The sequence below is a fragment of the Promicromonospora sp. NPDC110617 genome, assembly GCF_055598465.1.
This window is the reverse complement of the sequence record NZ_JBVKBM010000003.1, coordinates 805,237-821,061: the sequence shown is the minus strand read 5'-3', so window position 1 is coordinate 821,061 and position 15,825 is coordinate 805,237. Positions and strand designations below refer to the sequence as shown.

The 15,825-nt window shown below is 74.9% G+C and carries 13 protein-coding genes; 2 read left to right on the top strand and 11 right to left on the bottom strand.

Annotated features, from left to right (window positions below):
* Positions 1-9: 9 nt before the first annotated feature.
* From ACZ7LE_RS21425 to ACZ7LE_RS21375, 11 genes are all read right to left on the bottom strand, one after another.
* Positions 10-1,572 carry an arylsulfatase gene (locus tag ACZ7LE_RS21425; protein WP_470405259.1) on the bottom strand — a complete coding sequence of 521 codons (1,563 nt, stop codon included), beginning with the start codon at positions 1,570-1,572 and terminating at the stop codon, positions 10-12.
* Positions 1,569-3,560 carry a fumarylacetoacetate hydrolase family protein gene (locus ACZ7LE_RS21420; RefSeq protein WP_470405258.1) on the bottom strand — a complete coding sequence of 664 codons (1,992 nt, stop codon included), beginning with the start codon at positions 3,558-3,560 and terminating at the stop codon, positions 1,569-1,571. Before ACZ7LE_RS21420 ends, ACZ7LE_RS21425 begins: the two co-directional genes overlap by 4 nt.
* A 10-nt stretch (positions 3,561-3,570) precedes the next feature.
* Positions 3,571-5,505: a right-handed parallel beta-helix repeat-containing protein gene (locus ACZ7LE_RS21415; RefSeq protein ID WP_470405257.1), complete on the bottom strand. Its 1,935-nt coding sequence runs from the start codon at positions 5,503-5,505 to the stop codon at positions 3,571-3,573.
* A gap of 79 nt (positions 5,506-5,584) precedes the next feature.
* Entirely contained in the window at positions 5,585-6,598 is a 1,014-nt protein-coding gene (locus ACZ7LE_RS21410) for a dihydrodipicolinate synthase family protein (protein ID WP_470405256.1), read from the bottom strand.
* Positions 6,598-8,223: an FAD-dependent oxidoreductase gene (locus tag ACZ7LE_RS21405; RefSeq protein WP_470405255.1), complete on the bottom strand. Its 1,626-nt coding sequence runs from the start codon at positions 8,221-8,223 to the stop codon at positions 6,598-6,600. The genes ACZ7LE_RS21410 and ACZ7LE_RS21405 overlap by 1 nt, the downstream gene beginning before the upstream one ends.
* A gap of 83 nt (positions 8,224-8,306) precedes the next feature.
* Positions 8,307-9,101 carry an ATP-binding cassette domain-containing protein gene (locus ACZ7LE_RS21400; RefSeq protein ID WP_470405254.1) on the bottom strand — a complete coding sequence of 265 codons (795 nt, stop codon included), beginning with the start codon at positions 9,099-9,101 and terminating at the stop codon, positions 8,307-8,309.
* Positions 9,098-10,135, bottom strand: a complete 1,038-nt coding sequence (locus ACZ7LE_RS21395) for an ABC transporter ATP-binding protein (protein ID WP_470405253.1) — start codon at positions 10,133-10,135, stop codon at positions 9,098-9,100. Before ACZ7LE_RS21395 ends, ACZ7LE_RS21400 begins: the two co-directional genes overlap by 4 nt.
* A gap of 9 nt (positions 10,136-10,144) precedes the next feature.
* The gene (locus ACZ7LE_RS21390) at positions 10,145-11,662 is read right to left on the bottom strand and encodes an ABC transporter substrate-binding protein (protein ID WP_470405252.1); all 1,518 of its coding nucleotides are present in this window, start codon (positions 11,660-11,662) and stop codon (positions 10,145-10,147) included.
* A 64-nt stretch (positions 11,663-11,726) separates the two neighbouring features.
* Positions 11,727-12,548: an ABC transporter permease gene (locus tag ACZ7LE_RS21385; RefSeq protein ID WP_470405251.1), complete on the bottom strand. Its 822-nt coding sequence runs from the start codon at positions 12,546-12,548 to the stop codon at positions 11,727-11,729.
* On the bottom strand, positions 12,545-13,477 hold the full coding sequence (locus tag ACZ7LE_RS21380; protein WP_470405250.1) for an ABC transporter permease: 933 nt from the start codon (positions 13,475-13,477) through the stop codon (positions 12,545-12,547). The genes ACZ7LE_RS21385 and ACZ7LE_RS21380 overlap by 4 nt, the downstream gene beginning before the upstream one ends.
* The gene (locus tag ACZ7LE_RS21375; RefSeq protein WP_470405249.1) at positions 13,474-14,568 is read right to left on the bottom strand and encodes a LacI family DNA-binding transcriptional regulator; all 1,095 of its coding nucleotides are present in this window, start codon (positions 14,566-14,568) and stop codon (positions 13,474-13,476) included. The genes ACZ7LE_RS21380 and ACZ7LE_RS21375 overlap by 4 nt, the downstream gene beginning before the upstream one ends.
* 154 nt (positions 14,569-14,722) lie before the next feature.
* Between ACZ7LE_RS21375 and ACZ7LE_RS21370 the strand changes: the two genes are divergently transcribed.
* On the top strand, positions 14,723-15,304 hold the full coding sequence (locus ACZ7LE_RS21370) for a hypothetical protein (RefSeq protein ID WP_470405248.1): 582 nt from the start codon (positions 14,723-14,725) through the stop codon (positions 15,302-15,304).
* Positions 15,265-15,807 carry a GDSL-type esterase/lipase family protein gene (locus ACZ7LE_RS21365; RefSeq protein WP_470405247.1) on the top strand — a complete coding sequence of 181 codons (543 nt, stop codon included), beginning with the start codon at positions 15,265-15,267 and terminating at the stop codon, positions 15,805-15,807. Before ACZ7LE_RS21370 ends, ACZ7LE_RS21365 begins: the two co-directional genes overlap by 40 nt.
* Positions 15,808-15,825: the final 18 nt, after the last annotated feature.

Sequence of the window (15,825 nt, the reverse complement as noted above, 5' to 3'; positions counted from 1 at the left end):
CCGGCCGGGTCAGTCCGGGAGCACCGACCGCTCCAGCCCACGCTCGCGGTAGTACGCCAGCAGGCGGTCCCACTCGATCACCCCGGCCGACCGCGCCCACGCCTCCCAGCAGCGCTCCAGCCGCGCGACGACGTCGGGGTGCGCGTCCGCGAGGTCGTGGGTCTCGCCGCGGTCCGCGCCGACGTCGTACAGCTCCCACGGCCGCCCCGCCTCGCGCACCAGCTTCCACCGCCCGTGCCGCACGGCGGCGTTGCCGAGGTGCTCCCAGAACAACGGCCGCTCCACCGCCGCTGCGCCCCGCCACTGGTCGAGCATGCTCACGCCCGCCATGCCGTCGGCGTCGCCGCCCACCGCGCGCAGCACCGTCGGCGCGACGTCGACCACGTGCCCCGGTCCCGCCGTCCGGCCCCCGCCCCGCACGCCGCCCGCCGGCCACGACGCGATCAGCGGGGAGGCGATGCCGCCCTCGTGCACCCACCGCTTGTACAGCCGGAACGGTGTGTTCGACAGGTGCGCCCACGCCCGGCCGTAGCTCGCGAAGGTGTCCTCCGGCCCCGGGACGACGGCGGGGGAGCTGCCGACCCGCACCACCCGCCCGTCGCGCGTCGTCGGCGGGGACACGTCCGGGCCGAGGCGGCCGGACGGCGGCGGCAGCTCCTCCGCGCACGCCCCGTTGTCCGAGCAGAACACGACCAGCGTGTCGTCCAGCGTGCCCTGCGCCGCGAGCTGGTCCAGCAGCGCGCCCACGCCCCGGTCCATGGCCTCGACCTGCGCCGCGTAGACCGCCATGCGCTCCGCCTCCCACTCCCGGTCGGCCGTCTCCGCCCACGCCGGAACGCGCGGGTCGCGCGGCGGCAGGCCGTCGGACGTGGCCAGGCCGAGGCGGTGCTGCGCGGCCAGCCGGCGCTCGCGGAGGCGGTCCCAGCCCGCGAGGTAGCGCTCGCGGTACTTCGCGACGTCGGCCTCACGTGCGTGCAGCGGCCAGTGCGGCGCCGTGTACGCGAGGTACAGGAACCACGGCCGTCGGGCGCGGTGCGCCCGCTCCACGAACCCGCGCGCGTACCGGCTCAGGTCGTCCGTGAGGTAGTAGTCGCCCGCGGTGGCGGACGCCGGCAGCCGCTCCTCGCCCTGGACCAGCGGCGGGCGGTAGTAGCTGGTCGCGCCGGGCAGCACGCCGTAGAACTCGTCGAACCCGCGGCGCGTGGGCCACGTCTCGTCGGGCCGGTCCGTCCGCGACGACAGGTGCCACTTGCCCGCGAGCGCCGTCGTGTAGCCGACGGCGCGCAGGCGCTCGGCGAGGGTGGGCGCCGCGGGGTCGGGTGAGCCGCGGTAGCCGTGCGGGCGGTCGTCGCTGGTGAGGACGCCGACGCCGACGTCGTGCGCGTGGCGGCCGGTGAGCAGCGCGGCGCGCGAGGGGCTGCAGCGGGGCGTCGCGTAGAAGGAGCTCATCCGGACGCCGCGCCGGGCCAGCCGGTCCAGGGCGGGGGTGTCGATCTCGCCGCCGAACGCACCGAGGTCGGAGAAGCCGAGGTCGTCGGCGAGGACGACGAGCACGTCGGGCCGGCGGGTCACGTCGCCCTCGCGATCCGGGCGTGGACCGTGCCCAGGCCCTCGATCCCGGCCGTGACGTCCAGCCCGGCCGCGTACTGTTCGCGGGGGACGCGCACCCGGGCCGACGCCGCCCCCAGGGTCACGACGTCGCCCGGGAACAGCGTGATCATGCGGGAGACCGTGGCCAGCAGCTCGCCCGGCCCGGCGGCGTACTCCGCCGTCGAGCCGCGGACGGCGCCCGCCGGCGTCGTCAGCCACGTCTCGCGCCCCCACCAGCCGGCCGGGTCGGGCAGCGCGGCGACGGGCAGGAGCGGGCCGGGTGCGGGCAGCACCACGTTGAATCCGTCGGCCCAGCGCCCGTACACGGCGCCGATGCCGCGCTCGCCGGCGCGGGCGGGCTCGGCGACGGCGTCGGTGAACGACTGGTCGCAGACCGAGATCAGGGGCGTGTACCCGAGCACCAGGTCGCCGGCCCCCGACGTGTCAGACGCACGGTTCCCTGGGGTGACCTGTGCGTCTGACCCGTCGGGGGCCGGTGCGACCAGGCGGCGCAGCACCAGCGCCAGCTCGACCGCCACGACCAGGTCCGTGGCACGCGCCGGGACCCGCACGGCGCCGCCCGCGACGCCGCCCGCGGGGCTGCCCGCGGGGTCGCCCGCGGGGTCGCCCGCCGCGAGCGCGGAGGCCGGGCCGTTCAGGAAGCGCGGCACGGCGAGCCGCGGCAGGCCGTCGGGGTCGACGCCGCCGGCCGGGGCGGCGTTGCCGAAGGCGGTCCAGAAGTGCCGCACCTCCGCGACCGACCAGTCCGCGGGTGCCGCGATCACCGTCGAGCCGGGCTCGGCGCGCTCGCGCAGCGCGAGCTCCCGCACGGCCCACGAGGGGTGCCGGGTCAGGTCGGGCGGCTCTCCCGCACGCCCCGGGACGTCGTCCGGCGCCACCACCGGGTTGGCCAGTGCGCCCACGCGCTCGATCTCGACCTCGAGCCGCGTGCCGGCGGCGACCTCGCCGGGCGTGACGGGCAGGCCGTCGATGCCCATGGTGCCGAGGTGGATCACGTCGCCCACGTGCAGCGACGCGAACGACGAGTACCAGGCGAGCACCCGTTCGATGCCCAGCAGCGTCGCGCCGCTGTGCGCGCGGTCGCGCGTGCGGCCCGACTGCCGCGTCCACATCAGCAGGTCGTACGGGTCGCCCACCTCGTCCTTCGTGACGAGGTACGGGCCCATGGGGCACATGCTGTCGGCCTTCTTGCCGCCCCACGACGCCGTGGCCTGGAACAGCCAGTCCTGGTAGCCGGGCGGCAGCGAGTACCCGGTGCCGCCGTTGCCCGGCACGGCCGAGAAGTAGTGGGTGCCGGACACGTCGTCCACCACGGTGTACCCCGCCACGTGCTCCATGGCCCGCTCGACCGGGACGTCCCGCCCCGCCCGGCCGATCACCACGGCGAGCTCCACGTTGTAGGCCATGGCGGGCAGGTGGTGGCCGTGCCGGACGACGACGGGCGCGCCGGGCCCGACCACCGCCCCCTGCGGCCGCTGGTGCCCCAGCGGGAACAGGTTGAGCAGCGGCACGCCCGCCCGGTTCCGCACGAACGACGGCGAGTTCGTCACCAGCCCCCAGCACAGGCGCGGCCTCGGGACCGGCGCGAGCAGCTCGACGCCGTCCGGCCCGCCGTCGTCCGCCCCCGGGCCGCCCGGCCCGCCGACGTGGTGCCCCGAGCGCGGCAGGATCGTCACGTCGTTCCGCGCCCGCTGTTCGACGGCGGCGGCGAGCCGGGACAGGGCCGCCAGGCCGGCGTCGTCGAGCGCGAGGAGGCCGACGAGCGTGTCCGGCCACGGCCCCGCGAGGAAGTGCGGGGCCGCGTCCGGGGCGGGGACGGGCGCGTGCGCCGCGAGCGCGGCCTCGGCGCGGACGGGCTCGACGAGCCACTCGCGGTCCGCCACGCCGGGGTCGCGCAGCACGACGCCCCAGCGCTCCGTGCCCTGGGCCAGGAAGCTGGCGAGCCTCACGGCTGTCCCCTCACGACAGCTCCCCGGCGCCCGGCACCTCGATCGTCGCGCCGTCGGCGGTGAGGTACCCGGCCACGATCACCCGGTACCAGCGCCGCCCGTCGGACACGGCGAGCGTCGGAAAGGGCCCCAGTGCGTCGGGCACCATCACGAGCCCGCCCGCGACGGGCTCGGGCAGCTCGGCCACGGGGTTGGGCACGAGCTGCAGGCTGTGCGCGTGGACCCGGCGCATCCGCAGCTCCGCGGAGCCGAGGTCGCGCTCGTTGTCCGCGGTGGGCACCACGCCGTCGGCCCCGACGCGGACGGCGGCCAGCGCGTTCGCCTCGGGCGTCGCGGCCACCAGCTCGACGACGGCGGCCCCCGCCTCGCCGTCCGGCACCACCCGCACGCCGCCCTTGACGCCCGGCCCGGCGCCCGCGGCCTGGGCGGACGCCGCCAGGAAGCTGCCGTAGGCGTCGCCGTCCGCGTACCCGTCGGCCGCGGTGGCCCGCACCACGGACGCGCCGTTCTTCGCGGAGGTGAGCTCGTGCTCGTTGTTCCCGGCGCTGCGCCATTGCACGTAGCACCCCTCGCCGACGGTGCCCGCGAGCAGCACGGGCGCGGCGGCGTCCAGCGTGTTGCCGCTGATGGTGGAGCCCGTCAGGGTGCCCGTGACCCGCACGGGCGCGTTCGCGGGTACGGTGTTGGCGCCGAACGCGTTGCCCATCACGGAGATCCCGGCGGCGTCGCCGGCGACCCGCACCGCGCCCCGGATCACGCTGCGCTCCAGGTTCCAGTTGTCGAACGAGTTGGCGGAGATCGTGATCTCCGACGCCGACTGCTCGAACGCGACCGGGTCGAGGTTGATCCAGTTGAACGTGTTCCCGCTGATGGTGACGTTGTGCGCGTCCACGCCGCGGAACAGGATCGCGTTCGGGGGCCGGTTGCCGCCCGGCTCCACCCCGCCGCCGCCGATGACGTTGCCCGCGATGGTCAGGTTGCTGCCACCCGCCGTGATGTCGATCGCCGGCCCGGAGGCGTGCTCGATGACGTTGCCGACGATCGTGGAGTTGATGATGCCGCCGGCGAAGAACCGGCGGCCGATGTCGACCAGGTTGTTCGAGATGACGGCACCTCGGAAGTTCTCGTTCTCCGCGCCGGTGGTCGCGATGCACTGGTTCATGCTGTGGAAGTGGTTGCCCTCGATGAGCCACTTGCGCATGCCGTACGGCAGCAGGTGCAGGTCGCCGCCGCCCGTGCCGTCGGTGGGCCACTGCACGGTCAGGGCGGTCCCGGAGATCGCGACCAGGTTGTTCGTGAACACCAGCCCGCGCCCGACATGCACCACCGCCTGGTTGAACGAGACGAAGGTGCACTCCGTGATGGTGGCGTCCATGTCGTCGGTGTTGTTGGTCCGGGCCGTGCGCACCGCCACCGAGCTCGGCGTGCGGGTCCGCGTGATGAACGACAGCCCCCGGATGCCGCACAGCGGGGCGTGCATCTCCAGGCCGGTGCCGTCGAAGTCCACGAGGATCAGCGACGTGCGCACCCCCATGGTGCCCTGGCCGGCCAGCACGATGCGGTTGAGGTTCATCGGCTCGGTGAACTCGGTGTCCCGCACCACGAGCGGCGCGGTGATGCGGTAGGTGCCCGGCGGGAACCAGACGATCTTGCTGAGCCGCTCGAACTGCGCGTCGATGGCGGCCTGGATCGCGGCGGTGTCGTCGTTGACGCCGTCGGCCAGGGCGCCGAACTCCTGCGGGGTGGTGGCGCCGGAGATGTCCAGGGTGGCCAGCGCCGGGTCGGAGAGCTCGGGCGGACCGGGCTCGCCCGGTAGCGCGGTGGGGGACAGTGCCGTGGGGGACAGTGCGGCGGACAGCGGCGCGGGCACGGCGCCTGCGGCGGTGGCGAGGCCGGCCAGGCCGGCGGTGCGGAGCATGTTCCGTCGGGTCACGGGCTGGTGCATCGTTGCTTTCCTTCCGTTGAGCCTTACGGGCTGAGCCTTCGTGGGGCGGCTCAGATGGGGGTGACTCAGGTAGGGGCACTCAGATGAGATGCTCCGCGAACGGCGCGAGAAAGGCGTGCAGCGACTCCCGTTCGGCCGGGTCGCACGCGATCAGGGGTGGTGCGACGTGCGGTGGGCACAGGCCGCGCCGGGCGAGCACGGCCTTGATCGCGGGGGTGCCGGGGCGCACCTTGTGCAGGCCCACCAGGGCCGTGAGCAGGTCCTGCAGGCGGGTCACCTCGGCGGTGTCGCCCGCGCGGTGCGCGGCCACGAGCGCGAGCGTCGCGCGCGGCGCGATGTTGCCGATTCCGGGGACGATGCCGTGCGCGCCGAGGTCCAGGGCGGCGGCGAGCTGCGTCTCGTCGCCCTGGCCGACGGCGAACCCCGGCCGCCGCGCCGCGATCCCGACCAGGTGTCGCAGCAGCACGAGGTCGCCGGAGCTGTCCTTGATGCCGACCACGTGGTCGAGGTCGGCCAGCGCGTCGGCCAGGCCCGGCGTGATCGGGTTGCTGTACCGGGGCGCGTTGTACGCCACGACCGGCAGGCCGACGCCCGCCAGGGCGGCGTAGTGCGCCACCACCTCGTCCGCGCGGTGGTGGAAGTAGATCGGCGGGCTGAGCACCAGCGCGTCCGCTCCGGCGGCCGCGGCGGCGTCCGCCCGCGCGAGGACGTCGTGCGTGCCGGCGGCGGTCACGTTCACCAGCACGAACCCGCCGTCGTGCCCCGTGCCGTGGTGCGGGGTGCTGTGGTGCTGCGTGCCGGAACGCTGCCCGCCGAGGCGGGGCCCACCGTTGTGGTGGCCGTTGTGGTGCTCGGAGCTCCGGCCGAGCGCGTGCCAGCGCGCGACCACCTCGGCGGTGAACGGGCCGACGTCCGCGGCGGGCACCAGCGGCCCCTCGCCGTTGCTGCCGAACAGCATCAGGGTGCGCACGCCGTGGGCGTACAGGCTGTTCAGCAGCCGGATCGCGCTCGCCGCCGCGGGCCGGCCGCGCACGTCCATGGGCGTCACGAGCGGCACGGTCACCCCGGTCAGGAGCGGTGTCCCCGTCAGCATCAGTACCCCCTGATCTCTGGCCAGTCGAGCTCGAAGCCGTCGGCGACGAGCTCGGCCTGGAACGCGGCGAGCAGCGCGGCGTCACCGTGCACCTGGGCGGGCTCCACGCCGTGGGCCAGGCAGTGCGCGGCGAGCGCACCGGCGGCCTCCCCGGCGTTCCACTCGACGGGGTGCAGGCGGTAGCAGCCGTTGGTGATGTGCGTGGTGCCGATGTTCTTCCCGGCCGCCAGCAGGTTGCGCACCCGCACGGGCAGCAGCGCGCCGAGCGGGATCCGGAACGGGCTGGACGGCACGTCCAGGTAGTTGTCCCCACCGGTGCTGGGGTGCAGGTCGATCCGGTACATGCCCACGCCCACGGAGTCGGGGTAGGCCACGGCGCCGGCGGCGCCGCGCACCGCGAGGGAGAGGTCCTGCTCCACCACGGTGGTGCGGGCCCGGATGCGCCGCGACTCGCGCACGTACGGCGCCTTGGCGAACCCGTCCTGCGTGCCCAGCACGTCCGGCCGCAGCCGCAGCCCGGGCCAGCCCGTGCCGCCGTCGGGCCGGGGCGCCTCGGTCTGCAGCCAGTAGAGCATGCTGAGCGACTGCTGCCGGGCGCCCAGCAGGTGCTTCTCCCGCTCGGCGTCGCCCACCGGGTCGGACGCCGGACCGACCAGCGGGCCGCCCAGGTAGTCGATCATGGGCCAGTTGACGAGCGTGACGTCGCTCGCGGCGAAGCCCTCCTCGAACTGCTCGCGCGCCACGACGCGGCGGAACAGCCACAGCTCCCGGTCGCCGGGGTCGGCGCTCTGGTCGGCCACGACCGGGCCACTGGGCGCATGCGGCACGAACGTGCGCACCAGCGGCTCCAGGGTGCGCGGGTCGGGCGCGGTGAGGCTGAGCATGCGGTCGGGCCAGTACGGCGGCCGGTAGTCGTGCCAGAGCTCGTACTGCTCCGGCCGGTCGACCGTGTGGTCCTCGCCCTCGCGGTGCTCCACGGCGAACACCCACGAGAAGGCCTGCTGGTTGTCCGGCTGCGGATGAGCGGGGGCGCTGGGCTCCCCGGTCGCCTCCCGTGACTCGAACCCCGTCACGTGCTCGACGCCGCCCAGCGGCAGCAGGTCGCCCAGCTCCGTGGCGTCCAGCACGTAGGGCGCCGCGACCGTCACGCGGGCGCCGTCGGGACCCGTCAGCGTCACGGCCGCCACCCGGTCGCCGTCGGTCACCACCGCCACCGGACGGTGTCGGAACAGGACCCGCAGCCGCCCCGCGGTCAGGTACGGCGCCACCATCGCGTCCAGCACCGCGGCCGCGACCCGGGGCTCGTAGCACAGCCGGCTCACCCGCCCCAGGCCCGGGTTGAGGTCCACCACCCGGCGAGCGGACGGCGTCAGCGGGTACCACGCGCGGTAGTACTGCCGCACCCCCTCGCGGAACGCCCGGTAGGAGCGCGTGCAGCCGAACTGCTCGATCCACGGGTGCTCGTCCGGCGGCACCCCCTGCGCGCTGAGCTGCCCGCCCAGCCAGTCCGTCTCCTCGGTCAGCACCACCGACCGGCCGCGCCGCAAGGCGGCGAGCGCGGCCGCCACCCCACCCGCCCCACCTCCGACGACGAGCACCTCCGTGCCCACCTCCCGCCCACCCACCCGTTGAGTGCTGGGTATTTGTCTTGTCGAATCGTTCCGGGACGACAAATACCCAGCACTCAGCTGAGCCGGGCGTTCGGCCGTCATGGTGCACCCTCCAGAGTTCGGGCCGCCTGGAGCAGCCCCTGCGTGTACGGATGCTCCGGGGCGGCGAACAGCCGCTCCGCGGACGTGTCCTCGACCAGCACCCCGCGGTGCATCACGGCCACGCGATCGGCGATCTGCCGCACCACCGCGAGGTCGTGCGTGATGAACAGCAGCGACAGGTCGTGCTCGTCGCGCAGGTCCACCAGCAGCCGCAGGATCTGCGACTGCACGGAGACGTCCAGCGCGGAGACCGCCTCGTCGCACACCAGCAGCCGCGGGCGCAGCGCCAGCGCCCGCGCGATGCTCACCCGCTGCTTCTGCCCGCCCGACAGCGCGGACGGCCGGCGGTCCGCCACCCCCGGGTCCAGCCCGACGTCGGCCAGCACGCGCGCCAGCGCCGCACGCCGGTCCCCGGCCGGGGCCACCGACGGGTGCACCCGCCACGCCTCGCGCACGATCGCGCCCACCGTCATGCGCGGGTTGAGCGACGACCCCGGGTCCTGGAACACCATCTGCACCGCGCGGTGCAGCTCCGGCGACCGCCGCCGCACCGGGCCGAGCTCCCGCCCCTCGAACGTGATGCTGCCCTCCTGCGGCGTGACCAGCCCCAGCACGCACCGCGCCACCGTCGACTTGCCCGAACCCGACTCGCCCACCAGCGCCACGACCTGCCGCGCGCCCACGTCCAGGTCCACGCCGTCGACCGCCCGCACCATGGTGCGGCGCTCGCGGACCGACCGGCGCGGGCCGGCGAACGTGACGCGCAGGCCGCGGATCTCGAGCACGCTCATGGGCTGACCTCCTCGGCGAAGTGGCAGGCGCTGAGCCGGCGCGGCGCGGGCCCGCCCGGGCCGGTCCCGTCGGCCGGTCCCGAGTCGATCTCGCGCAGCGCCGGGACCTCCGAGGCGCACCGCGCCCGCGCCATCGGGCAGCGGGGGTGGAACGGGCACCCGGACGGCGGGTCGAACGGGCTGGCGGGCGCGCCCGGGAGCGGCTCGGCGATCGCCGTCCGGCTGGTCACGGCCGGGACGTTGCCCGCGAGCGCCCGCGTGTAGGGATGGAACGGGCGGTCCAGCACGGCGCGCGCGGGGCCCCGCTCGCAGACCCGGCCCGCGTACATCACCACCACCTCGTCGGCGACGTGCGCCATGACCCGCAGGTCGTGGCTGACCAGGATCATGGCCAGGCCCTCGCGCTCGCGCAGGTCGCCGAGCAGCGCCAGGATCCGGGCCTGCGTGGTGACGTCGAGCGCGGTGGTCGGCTCGTCGGCGATGACCAGCTCGGGCCGCCCGGCCAGCGCGATGGCGATCATGACGCGCTGGCGCATGCCGCCCGACAGCTCGTGCGGGTACGACCCGGCCTGCCGCTCCGGCTCGGGCAGCCCCACGCGCGCCAGCAGCTCCAGCACGCGCGCCCGGACCTCGGCGCGCGCCAGGCCGTCGCGGCGCAGGATCTCGCCCACCTGCCGCCCCACGGTCTGGATGGGGTCGAGCGCCGCGGACGGGTCCTGGAAGACGACGCCGATCTCGCGCCCGCGCACCTGGCGCCGGCGGCGCTCGGGCGCGGTCAGGAGGTCCTGCGACTTCCACCGCACCTCGCCCGAGGCCACGGCGGCGTCCGGCAGCAGCCCGACGACGGCCATCGCCGTCATCGTCTTGCCGCTGCCGGACTCGCCGATCAGGCCGGTGGTGCGTCCGGCGAGGACGGTGAACGAGACCCGGTCGACCACCGTCCCCGCGGGCAGGGTGACGCCGAGCCCGGTCACCTCGAGCATCGGGGTGGTGCTCCGCTCAGGGGTCACCACCGCGACGGACTGGTCAGCCATGGGCGCCCGTCAGCTCTCGGAGTTCGTCACGCGCGTGAAGTACGGCAGGCTGTCCGACGCCGGCACGAAACCCTCGACCCCCGAGCGCCACGCGTACGGCATGCCGACGAACATCGGGTACATGCCCACGGCGTCGTCCCAGACGATCTGCGTGGCCTGCGCGTACAGGTCCTCCCGCTCGGCGGTGTCGCTGGTGGCCTCGGCGGCGGCGAGCAGCTCGTCGAGGTCCTCGTTGCAGTAGCCGGTGCGGCCCGCGGCGCACGGGTACAGGCGCCCCAGGTTGGTGGCGGCGTCGTACCCCTGCGAACCGATCTGCTGGATGTTGAGGTCCCACTTCAGGGCCAGCAGGTCCTCCAGGAACACCGCCTGCTCCTTCTCCAGCGGCTCCACCTGCACGCCGATCTCGGCCAGGTCGGAGGTCACGGCCTGCGCGAGCTGGCGGAACTGCGGCTGCGAGAACTGCATGCGCAGCTTCGTGCCGTAGTCGAAGCCGGCGGCGTCCAGCGCCGCCTTGGCGGCCTCGGGGTCGTACGTGACCGGCTCCTGCGGGGCGTAGCCCAGCACGACCGGGCTGACGACGGAGTCGGCCGGGGAGCCCGTCTCCGGGAACAGCGACGCGGTGATCTCGTCGAAGTCCACCGCCTGCCACAGCGCCCGCCGCACGGCGGCCTCCTGCAGGGTCTCCTCGGAGCTGTTCATCCACATGGTCAGCACACCGGGGCTGTCCACGCTCTCGACCGTGATCGACGTGTCGCCCTGCAGCGCGGGGATCTGGTCGTCGGGCATGGCCCAGGTGACGTCGACCTCGCCGGTCTGCAGCGCCGTCATGCGGGCGGAGACCTCGGGGATCGACTGGAGGACCAGCTCCTGGAGGGCCGGGGGACCGTCCCAGTACGTCGGGTTCGGCGTCATCCGCAAGCTCTGGCCCGGCTCGAACGACTCCACGACGAACGGCCCGGAGCCCACGGGGTCCTGGAAGAAGGCCTCGTCGACGTCGGGCGGGGTGACGAAGAACGACGAGATCTTCGCGACGAACGACGCGTCCGGCTTGCCCGCGTCGAACACGACGGTGGCCTCGTCGGGCGCCTCGACCTGGTAGTCCACGAAGTTGCCGGCCAGCGGGCCCTGCAGCTCCAGCACGCGCTCGAACGAGGCGACGACGGCGTCGGCGTCGACCGGCTCGCCGTCGGAGAACTCCACGCCGTCGCGCAGCGTGAACGTCCACTGGCTGGTGTCGTCGTTCGGCTCCCACTCGGTCGCCAGGTCGCCCGTGAACTCGCCGGGGCCGGTGCTGACCACGAGCTGGCTGAACAGCGCGCGGGCCGCGAGCTGCGTGCCCGCGTCCATGCTGGACGGGCCGTGCGGGTCGAGGTTCTCGATGGGGATCGGGCCGGCCGCGGTCAGCGTGCCGCCCGCGGCGTCGCCGCCGGGGTCGTCCCCGCCGTCGGAGCCGCCGCAGGCCGCCGTGGCCAGGAGCGCGAGAGTGATCGTGAGGGCGGGTACGGCGCGCCGGGTGCTGAGCTTCATCGCTCGTTCCTTCCGGAGGGGTGTGCCGGGTGGGTGTGCTGGTGCAGCGCCGGGTGAGGCGTTGTCAGGTCTGCGCGAAACGTCTGGTGAGGCGGTCGCCGACGAGGCCGATGCAGACGACCAGGACGGTGAGCGCGATGCCTGGGAAGGCCGAGATCCACCACGCGGTGGCGAGGTACTCCTTGCCGCTCGCGATGCTCTGGCCCCAGGACGCGACATGCGGGGGGAGGCCGAGGCCCAGGAAGCTGAGGGCCGCCTCGGACAGGACCACGGACGCGAGCTCCATCGTGGCGAGCGCGACCACGGGCCCGGCGAGGAACGGCACGACGTGCCGGCCGAGGACGACCGGGGTGCGCACGCCCATGATGCGGGCGGCGTCGACCCAGTCGCGCTCGCGGACGGACAGGGCGACGCTGCGCGACAGCCGGGCGAAGCCGATCCAGCCCGCCACGGACAGGGCGATGATCACCACGCCCGTGCCGCGGTCCAGGAGCCCGGCGATCACGATGGCGAGCAGGATGCCGGGGAACGCCATGAGCACGTCGACCGTGCGGGCCACGGCGACGTCGGCGAACCCGCCCGCGTAGCCGGCCACCGCGCCGAGCGTCACGCCCACCAGGGAGCACAGCGCCACCACGACCACGCCGATGGTCAGGGACGTGCGCGCCCCGTGCACAACCTGCGCCAGCACGTCCCGGCCCACGCCGTCCGTGCCGAGCCAGGCGGTGCCGGACGCCGTGGCCGAGCCGGGCGGCAGCAGCCGCTCGGTGACGACGGTCGCCACCGGGTCGTACGGCACCAGGTAGGGACCGACGACGGCGGCGAGCACGTAGCCGCCGATGATCCCGTAGACGACCCAGGCGCCGACCGAGCTCGTGCCTCTCATCGGCGGGCCTCCAGCCGGATGCGCGGGTCGAGGCGGGCGTAGGCGAGGTCCGCGGCCAGGTTGAGGACGACGACGCAGACGGCGATCAGCACCGTGGCGGCCTGCACCACCGCGTAGTCGCGGTTGCCGACCGCGCCGACCAGCAGGTTGCCGAGCCCGGGCCAGGCGAACACGGTCTCGATGACGACGGCGCCGCCCAGCAGCGTGCCGACCTGGAGGCCGACGACCGTGACCACCGGGACCAGCGAGTTCTTCAGGACGTGCCCGGTCAGCACCTCGCGCTCGGTCAGGCCCTTGGACCGCGCGGTGCGCACGAACGGCTCGGACATGGTCTCGGCGACGCCGCTGCGCGTGATGCGCCCGACCAGCGCCGTGAACGGGATCGCGAGGGTGACCGCGGGCAGCACCAGGTGCTCCAGGTCCCCGCCGCCGGCGCTCGGCAGGAGCCGCAGCCACAGCGCGAGGACCAGGATCAGCATGATGCCGACCCAGAACGGCGGCAGCGCCTGGAGCCCCAGCGTGACCGTCGAGGTGGCACGGTCCACGAGGCTGCCGGGCCGGTGCCCCGCCAGCACGCCGAGCACGATCCCGACCGTGACCGCGACGAGCGTGGCGGCCAGCGTGAGCGTCACGGTCGCGGGGAACCGTTCGAGCACCGCGTCCATGGCGGGGCGGCCGTACCGGTACGACTCGCCGAAGTCGCCGCGCACGGCGTCGCCGAGGAACGACAGGTACTGGGCGAGCAGCGGCCGGTCCAGACCGAGGGTGTGCCGCAGCTCCGCGATCTGCTCGGGGGTGGCGTCGGGGCCGAGGGCGACCGTGGCCTGGTCGCCCGGCGCGAGCCGCACGACGAGGAACACGGCGGTGAGCACGCCCCAGATGGTGAACAGCCCCACGGCGAGGCGCCGCAGCAGGAACGTCAGCATCATCTCGGACTCCCCACGGAGTCGCCGTCGACCGGCGTGCACGCGACGGAGAGCCGGCGCGGGCCGTCGTCGGCGTCCAGGATCTCCAGCAGGAGGCCCACGGCCGCGCGGCCCATGTCCTCGCGGGGGAGCGTGAAGCGGGTCCAGTCGCGGCCGGCAGGGTTCGCGGTGCTGCTCAAGGAGCTGCCGGGCGTGCTGCTCGACGAGCTGCTGGGTGCCGGGTCACCCAGCAGGGCGACGGAGAGGTCCTCCGGGATGCGCAGCCCCGCCGTGGCGGCGACCCGTTCCAGGGCGGCGACGGTCTGGTCGTCCTCGCTCGGCTCGACCAGCAGCGCCGTCACGCCGTCGGACCGCCACCGCTGCAGCAGGTCGGTCAGCAGGCCGGCGGTGGTGGCGGCGTCGTCCGGCATCTCGTGGACCGGCTGGTCCGGCAGGCCGGCGTCGGCCAGGCCCGCGCGGAACCCGGCCTCGCGGTCGCGGGTGGGCTCCTGGTGGTCGGCGGGCCGCAGGTAGGCGAGGCGGCGGTGCCCGGCGTCGGCCAGGCGGCGCACCATGTCGCGGGTGGCGCCCACGTAGTCGGGGGCGACGTAGGAGAGCTCCGCGCCGGGCAGCTCGCGGCGTCCGACGAAGACGAACGGGAAGTCCTCGCGGACGAGGTCGGCGAGGTCCGCGCGGTCGATGTGCCGGCCCAGCAGCACGCAGCCGTCGGCGACCTTGAGCCGGTTGATGCCCCCGGAGTAGATGCGGCGCTCGCCCGTGCCCACGGAGCTGAACAGCAGCAGGTCGTACCCGAACTCCGCGGTGGCCTCCTCGACGCCCAGCAGGAACGGGAAGTAGAAGTCACGCTGGTCCACGGGGAAGACCGGCTCGAACGTGTAGAGGCCGAGCATGCGGTTGCGGCCGCCCTTGAGACTGCGCGCGGCGGTGTTGACGGTGTAGCCGAGCCGAGCCGCGGCGTCGAGCACCGCACGGCGGGTCTGCTCGGCGACCTGGCTGCTGGCCTGGCCGCCGCTGACCACCAGGGATACCGTCGCCTGCGAGACGCCGGCAGCCCGCGCGATGTCCACCTGGGTGGGACGCCGACGTTGCGTCATCGCAGACTCCTCGGGTAGCCGGCGCCATTGCCGGGTAGCCTCTTTAATACGTATTAAAGTCGTGCGACGCCACACTATGGATCCGGGCAACGGGTCGTCAAGGAAATCCCGGCCAAAACGCCGGTATTCACCCGGTCGAGGGAGCGAGGGTGGGATGCGCGAGATCCGGGCGGACGACGACGTCCTGACCTGGGCGGGCGCCGTCTCCGTCGAGCACCGGCCGGGCTGGTCGCGTGCCTGGCGGCTGCCGCACGACCGGATCGGCCTGTTCCCCGGCGGCGCCCTGCGCTCGCGCGCCGCGATGCCGGCGGGCGTGCGGCTGGTGCTCGGCACCGACGCGCGGGCGCTCGCGGGGCTCGCCGCGGTCCAGGGGGTCGAGGTGCCGCTGGACGTGGTGGTGGAGGGTGTGGGGCCGGACGGCGCCGGCTCGGACGGCATGGAGTCGGACGGCGCGGGGCCGGACGGCGCCGTCGTGGCCGCGCCCGTCGGGCCGGACGGGGTCTTCGCGGTGGAGCTGCCGCCCGGCGACAAGCGGGTCGAGGTGTGGCTGCCGCAGTTCGGGACGTTCCGGCTGCTGGGCCTCGCCGTCGACGACGGGGCACGGGTGTGGCCGGCCGCCGGTCCGCCGAGGCCCCGGCTCGTGACGTACGGCAGCTCCCTGACGCAGTGCCGGCAGGCGGCGTCCCCCACGGGAACGTGGCCCGCGCGGGTGGCACGGGGCTCGGCCAGGACCTGACGTGCCTGGGCTTCGCGGGGGAGGCGCACCTCGACCCGATGGTCGCGCGCGTGCTGCGCGACCTGCCTGCCGACGTCGTCGTGGCCTGCCTCGGCATCAACGTGTACGGCGCGGGCACGTTCGGCGCGCGGTCGCTGCTCCCGGCGCTGCTCGGGTTCCTGAGCGGGGTCCGCGACGGGCACCCGGGCGTGCCCCTGCTGGTGGTCTCGCCCGTCACCTCGCCGCGACGCGAGGACGTGGCGGGCCCCGCGGGCCTGACGCTCGCGCAGGTGCGCGAGCAGGTGGCCGACGCCGTCGGCCTCCTGACCGCGCACGGCGACCCGGACCTGCACCTGCTCGACGGCCGCGCCGTGCTCGGGCCGGAGCACGCGCACCTGCTGGCCGACGGCCTGCACCCCGGGTCCGAGGGCTACGCGCACATGGCGTCGGTGCTCGGCCCGGTGGTGCGGGAGCTGCTCGCCGGGCGGGATGCGGGCGGCGCGGCCGTGCGGAGCCGGCCGTGAGGTCTCAGCCGGCAGCGG

What these genes read in the sequence shown, in the direction of transcription:
- ACZ7LE_RS21415 (WP_470405257.1), bottom strand. Translation starts at nt 5,505, where the DNA reads ATGCACCAGCCCGTGACCCGACGGAACATGCTCCGCACCGCCGGCCTG.
- ACZ7LE_RS21410 (WP_470405256.1), bottom strand. Translation starts at nt 6,598, where the DNA reads ATGCTGACGGGGACACCGCTCCTGACCGGGGTGACCGTGCCGCTCGTG.
- ACZ7LE_RS21400 (WP_470405254.1), bottom strand. Translation starts at nt 9,101, where the DNA reads ATGAGCGTGCTCGAGATCCGCGGCCTGCGCGTCACGTTCGCCGGCCCG.
- ACZ7LE_RS21395 (WP_470405253.1), bottom strand. Translation starts at nt 10,135, where the DNA reads ATGGCTGACCAGTCCGTCGCGGTGGTGACCCCTGAGCGGAGCACCACC.
- ACZ7LE_RS21390 (WP_470405252.1), bottom strand. Translation starts at nt 11,662, where the DNA reads ATGAAGCTCAGCACCCGGCGCGCCGTACCCGCCCTCACGATCACTCTC.
- ACZ7LE_RS21385 (WP_470405251.1), bottom strand. Translation starts at nt 12,548, where the DNA reads ATGAGAGGCACGAGCTCGGTCGGCGCCTGGGTCGTCTACGGGATCATC.
- ACZ7LE_RS21380 (WP_470405250.1), bottom strand. Translation starts at nt 13,477, where the DNA reads ATGATGCTGACGTTCCTGCTGCGGCGCCTCGCCGTGGGGCTGTTCACC.
- ACZ7LE_RS21375 (WP_470405249.1), bottom strand. Translation starts at nt 14,568, where the DNA reads ATGACGCAACGTCGGCGTCCCACCCAGGTGGACATCGCGCGGGCTGCC.
- ACZ7LE_RS21370 (WP_470405248.1), top strand. Translation starts at nt 14,723, where the DNA reads ATGCGCGAGATCCGGGCGGACGACGACGTCCTGACCTGGGCGGGCGCC.